A 5,874-nucleotide genomic window follows, 5' to 3' on the forward strand; every position below is an offset into this window, starting at 1 on the left:
TTAGTGGTGGTCTGCGGCAGGTACGGCTCGTGGTCGAGAGGAGACCTCTCCCGAGAACGGAGCGATGCCTTGCAGCAAGCCGGACGGATCTCGCCTCAGGTCATGAAGTCGCTCTCGACTCCCGAGCGGGTAGAGACGCATCTGGGCACTCTGGAATTCCCGCTGGGCAGGCCCACCGGCGAGACCGCCGACCGCGTCTACGACCATCTGGACTATGTGCACGCCGTCCGCGGGTTCCTCGACGCGTACTCCGGGGTCAATGCGTGGGCGGCGCGCAAGGGCTTCCTTGAAGCCGGGATCAGAGACCACGATGTCCTGCTCTTCTCGGAGTTCATGGATTCCGAGACGCTCTTGCTGATAGGGAACGCGGACACCGTCTATTTCGTGACGTTCCTCGACCTGACTGAGGGGCCACTGGTAGTGGAAATGCCGCCCCTCTCCCTCTGTTTCGTCAATGACATGTGGTTTCGCTGGGTCGCGGATCCCGGTATGGCCGGGCCGGATCGCGGGGCCGGCGGCAAATACCTCTTCGTGCCGCCCGGTTATGAGGGTCCTCTTCCGGAGGGCGGCTTCTTCGCACAGCCGACCCGCACCACGCGGCTCGTCCTGGGCGGGCGAGCGTTCCTGGAGGGCGACGACCCGAAGCCGGCGGTCGAGCGCATCAAGGAGAGGCTGCGCATCCACCGCTACGTCCCCGGGTTCTTCGGAACCAGCATCGGGGAGATCGTCACAGGGGGAACGGCCCCGCCGTTGCCGTGGACCGCTCAGACGTGGACCGCCGCGCTCCGCAGGCCCGACCCGCCGCGCTTCGTCGAGGGCACCGGGTTCGCCGTGAACACGGTCCCACCCGGGGACTCGACATACTTCGACCTCGCGAGTGAGCTCGTGCACGATCAGCCGGCCGAGGCGCTCGATCCCGAGATCGCCGGTGCGCTGGCCGCGATCGGGATCGTCAAGGGCCGCCCCTTCCAGCCGGATCCGCGGATGCGGAAGATCCTCGCCGAGGCGGCCGCGGTGGGGAACGCGACGGCCCGTACCCTCGCCTGCCACCCGCGCCCGGAGGAGGGGGCGCACTTCTACGGCGCGTCCTCCCAGTGGATCAACGGCCTGCTCGTGTCCGGCTACGACTTCATGACACCGCCCCCGGACATCACCGACCGGGGCGTCGAGCTCCGTATGAGCGACGGCGCCCGCAAGCTCAACCTGCGGACCTGGTGGTGGTACCTGGGCGTGGGCATCAGCCCGGCGTTCACCGCGCCGTTGCCCGGCATCGGCTCGCAGTACCTGTTCGCGTTCGCGGACCGGCAGGACCGGGCCCTCGACGGGGGCGGGCACTACCGTCTGGTGCTTCCGCCGGACATTCCCGCCGCCCGTTTCTGGTCGTGCACCGTCTACGACAACCAGACCCGCTCGATGCTCTCCACGCCGCAACGCTTCCCCCGGGCCGGCAGCCAGGACTATCCGACCCCGGCGGCGGCCGCCGACGCGGACGGCACGACTACGGTGCACTTCGGACCCGACCGGCCGGGCGGCGTGCCGGAGGGCAACTGGATCCAGACCGTGCCGGGCAAGGGATGGTTCGTGGTCCTGCGGCTTTACAGCCCTCTGCGGCCGTTCTTCGACAAGACCTGGCGGCCGGGTGAGGTCGAGGCGGTGGACTGACCTGGCATGGCGGCGATCCGAAGGCGTGACGGTCCGGACGGTGAGGTGGCCATGAGCACGAGCCCGCCGGGGAGCTGGAACGGCGGTGCCGCAAAGCGGACGATCGTCGGCGTGAAGAACGACTGGAACGCAGTTCTCAAGGAAGGACCCCTTTAGGAGGGAACGCGGTGCCTCACGTGAGCGACGCGCCCAGCCCGGGCATATCAGCTGAGACCCTCGCGTCGATCAGCGTCCCGGACCGGCTGGAGGCGGTCTTCGGCGCGATGGACTTCTTCGACGGCCTGCCCCTGCCCGACACGGTCACCCGGAGCTATGACGCGCTCGACCTGCTGCGCGGGATCGAGGTCTTCCTCAACTGCCTGCCCGGCGCCGCGATGGTGGCGATGCGGCGCGGGCTGCGGAGCCTCGGTATCGGCTCCCGCACGATCGGCTACACGGCCCCGCGGTGCAGTTCGGCACCCTTGATGCTCACGCCGAACACCGAAACCACGTACGGGTTGGCCTTCCTGGCGCTCGATCAGGACGGCCCGACAGTGATCGAAGTGCCCGGGGGCTCGCTGAGTGTCGTCGACGACCTGTGGCAGCGCTACGTCGCCGACATGGGGATCGCCGGACCCGACGAGGGCAAAGGAGGCAAGTACCTCTTCCTGCCCCCCGGCCATGACGGCGACGTCCCGGACGGCTACTTCGTCTCGCGGCCGCCGACCTTCTCCTGCTGGGCGGCGCTCCGCGTGCTGGGGGGTGTCGAGAGCCTGCTCAAGACGCGGATGTACCCGCTCTCGGCCGCGGCCGACCCGCCCGAGCAGCGCTTCGTCAACTTTGCCGACTCCGTCTTCAATGCGGTCCCCGCCAACGACTTCTCGTTCTTCGGGGAGGTCGACGAGATCGTTCAGCAGGAACCGCCCGAGGCACTCGACCCCGAGCGCGCGGGACAGCTCGCCTCGATCGGCATCGTGCCCGGCAAGCCCTTTCGACCGGACGACCGCATGCGCTCGATCCTCGACACCGCCGCGCGGGTCGGGTCGGGCCTCGTGCGGACGCTGACCTTCAAACCGCGCGACCCGGATTTCTACTACTACCCGGGCAGCTCGTGGAAGAACATGTTCCCCTCCGGAAGCCACGAGTTCCTCTCGCCGCAGGGTGCGCGCCTGCTGGACGCTCGCGCCGTGTTCCACCACGGGGCGCTCGTGATCACGCCGGCGATGGCGACGGCGGCGGTCGGGGCCGGATCGCAGTACGCCTACACGGCAGAGGACACCACCGGCGCCTGGCTCGACGGTGAGAAGAGCTACACGCTCACCCTTCCCAAGGGCATCCCGGCGAAGAACTTCTGGGCCGTTGACGTCTACGACCCCCAGACTCGGTCGCTGCTGCGCACCGACAACCCCTACCCGAGCGTGAACAGCCTCTCGGACGCCGTGCAGGCCGAGGACAGCGGCGACACGGTCATCCACTTCGGCCCGACCGCGCCACTCGGCAGGGAGGCGAACTGGATCCAGACGGTCCCCGGCAAGGGATGGTTCGTCGTCCTGCGACTCTACGGTCCGCTGGAAAGCTGGTTCGACCAGAGCTGGCGGCCGGGCGAGGTCGAACCGGCGTGAGGTAGACGGCCGTGGGCGAGGCGATCGGTCAGATTCCGTCGTACGGCGTCGGAGCGGCGCGGCCGGGCGCGCGGCGACGAGGAGGTGTCGTTGCCGAAGTGGATGCACACGGTCGACTCCTTCCCACCCGTCACGGCGGGAGCACTCGGGATCGCGCCGTCCGCTCTCAACCCGAAGAACCTGCTGCTCGTGATCGCCGCGGCGGCGATCGCGCGCACGGGCACCTCAGCCGGCGCACAGGCCGCGGCACTCGCGGTCTTCGTTGTGATCGGGCGTTCGGGACCGGAGCGCCGGTCGTGCTCTACTTCGCCCTCAAGGAGCGCTCCAAGCACATCCTCGACGGCCTCAAGCTCTGGATGGAGAGGAACAACTCGGCGATCATGACCGTGATCTGCCTGATTCTCGCCGCGAAGCTGGTGGGCAACGCCATCAGTGATCTCTCCTCCTGATGAGGCCGAGCATGCTCGGGCTGTTCCCTTCACTGCGGGGATACCGGCGGCAATGGCTGGGGCGGGACGCCCTGGCCGGGGTGACGGTGTGGGCGGTTCTCGTGCCCGAGGCGCTCGCCTACGCGACGATCGCCGGCGTCTCGCCCGTGGTCGGCCTCTACGCCGCGCCCGCCGCCCTGATCCTCTACGCCGCCTTCGGCAGCTCCAAGCACCTGATGGTCGGGCCGATGGCGGCGACGGCGGCGCTCTCGGCGGCGATCGTCGGTGAGGCCGCAGGCGGTTCGAGTGCGGACTTCCGCACTGCGATGACGGCGGCATTGGCCGTGACGGTGGGCATCGCGGCGCTCCTCGCCGGACTGCTGCGCCTCGGCTTCCTCGCCGGTTTCATCTCCGAGCCGGTGCTGAAAGGCTTCATCGTCGGCCTGGCGCTGACGATCATCGCGGGCCAGCTGCCGAAGCTGTTCGGCGTCGAGGGCGCGTCGGGGGACTTCTTCGAGAAGATCTGGGCCCTGATCGGCGCCCTCGGCGGAACCAGTGGCCTCACCGTCCTGGTCGGCGTCGGCAGCCTCCTCCTGATCCTCGTTCTCAAGCGGGTCACCCCGTTCCTGCCCGGCTCGCTGATCGCGGTGGCGCTGGGGATCGCGGCGGCAGCGGCCTTCGATCTGGAGGACCATGGGGTCGATGTCGTCGGCAGGATCGAGACCGGGCTGCCCTCGTTCGGCTTCCCCGATGTCTCGGTGGACGACCTCGGCGGCCTCGCCGCCGGAAGTGTCGGCGTGCTGCTCGTCGCCTTCGCCGAGGGACTCGGGGCGGCGAAGAGTTACGCCACCCGCGACCACTACGAGGTTGACGCCAACCGCGAGCTGATCGGGCTCGGGGCTGCCGGCCTGGGCGCCGGCCTGTCCAGCGGCATGGTCGTCAACGGCAGCCTCTCGAAGACCGCCGTCAACTGGTCGGCGGGCGCACGCACCCAGCTGTCCGGGGTCTTCGTCGCCCTCCTCACCGTGATCACGCTGCTCTTCTTCACCGGCCTCTTCGAGAAGCTTCCCGAGGCGGTGCTCGCGGGGGTGGTGGTCGCGGCGGTGGTCGAACTGGTCGACATCCCCTCCCTGGTCGCCCTCTATCGCGTTTTCACCCGCAGGCTCGGCCAGGACTACGGCGTCGCCGCGCGACCCGACTTCGTCACCGCGGTCGCCGCGATGCTCGGGGTGATGATCTTCGACACGCTGCCCGGCCTCTTCATCGGCATCGGTGCCTCGTTGCTCCTGCTCCTCTACCGCTCCTCGCGCCCGGTCATCAACGAGCTGGGGCAACTGCCGGGGAACGGACACTTCGCCGCGCTCGACAGGCACACGGACAGCCGCAGGATCCCGGGGGTGATCGTGCTGCGCGTCGAGGCGGGCATCTACTTCGCCAACGCCGAGCGGATCCGGTCCACGGTACGAAGTGCCGTCGGCCGGGAAGGGGCGACGGTGGTCGTGATCGACGCCGAGACGGTCCCCTTCATCGACGTCAGCGCGGTACGCATGCTCGACGAGCTGGCCGAGGAACTGGAGGCCCGCGGAGTCCGGCTCCTGCTTGCCCGCGACGTGGGTCAGGTTCGGGACGTGTTGCGCACCGCCGAAGCCAAGACGGAGCTGAGGCACGTTTATCCCACCGTGCAAGCGGCGGTCGACGCGGCCAGGACCGGCACATGACGCAACCGATGCCTTGTTCCCCTACACGACCTGGCAGGACGCCATCTCCCCGCACGGACACCGTGTACCGCTCGGATACTCGGTTTCGTGCTCTGAGCTGGGATTTTGCTGCGGGGCCATCGCAGTCACTGTGACCATCTCGAGGTGTTGTTGTCGGTGCTGTACCGGGTGGTCCGGAGCTTGCTGGGACTGCTGGTGTTTGTGGTCCGGTCTGATCTGTCCAAGGACGTGGAGTTGCTGGTGCTCCGTCACCAGAACCAGGTTGTGCTTGCCGAAGACTACGTCCGTGCAGGTGAGAGGCGTAGTGCCTGGCAGGCAGTGGCGCCGGGCTTGGACGGTTCCGGATGGGTTGACCTGCACGGACGAGGTTTTCGGCAGGGAGAGGGATGCAAGGTAGCGCTTGACGGGAATCGGCCTCAGCTGCGGCTGACGTCGGAAGAACTGAGCGAGCTGGGCTCCGGCCTG

Annotated in this window: 5 protein-coding genes; all 5 read left to right on the forward strand. The window is 68.5% G+C overall.

The features are described from left to right. The first annotated feature begins 102 nt into the window (after positions 1–102). A complete protein-coding gene (locus AF1_RS31460) occupies positions 103–1,662 on the forward strand; it encodes a DUF1254 domain-containing protein (protein ID WP_084263511.1) in 1,560 nt (519 codons plus the stop codon). A 176-nt stretch (positions 1,663–1,838) separates the two neighbouring features. After that, entirely contained in the window at positions 1,839–3,263 is a 1,425-nt protein-coding gene (locus tag AF1_RS31465) for a DUF1254 domain-containing protein (protein WP_207394206.1), read from the forward strand. A gap of 102 nt (positions 3,264–3,365) precedes the next feature. Beyond that, on the forward strand, positions 3,366–3,647 hold the full coding sequence (locus AF1_RS37160) for a hypothetical protein (protein ID WP_407642249.1): 282 nt from the start codon (positions 3,366–3,368) through the stop codon (positions 3,645–3,647). A 76-nt stretch (positions 3,648–3,723) separates the two neighbouring features. Continuing rightward, a complete protein-coding gene (locus AF1_RS31470) occupies positions 3,724–5,409 on the forward strand; it encodes a SulP family inorganic anion transporter (RefSeq protein WP_207394208.1) in 1,686 nt (561 codons plus the stop codon). A gap of 144 nt (positions 5,410–5,553) precedes the next feature. Further along, a partial coding sequence (locus AF1_RS36065) for a hypothetical protein (RefSeq protein WP_217999865.1) occupies positions 5,554–5,874 on the forward strand: 321 nt, incomplete at its 3' end.

Source organism: Actinomadura formosensis NBRC 14204 (assembly GCF_001552155.1).
GTDB classification, from domain to species: Bacteria; Actinomycetota; Actinomycetes; order Streptosporangiales; family Streptosporangiaceae; genus Spirillospora; species Spirillospora formosensis.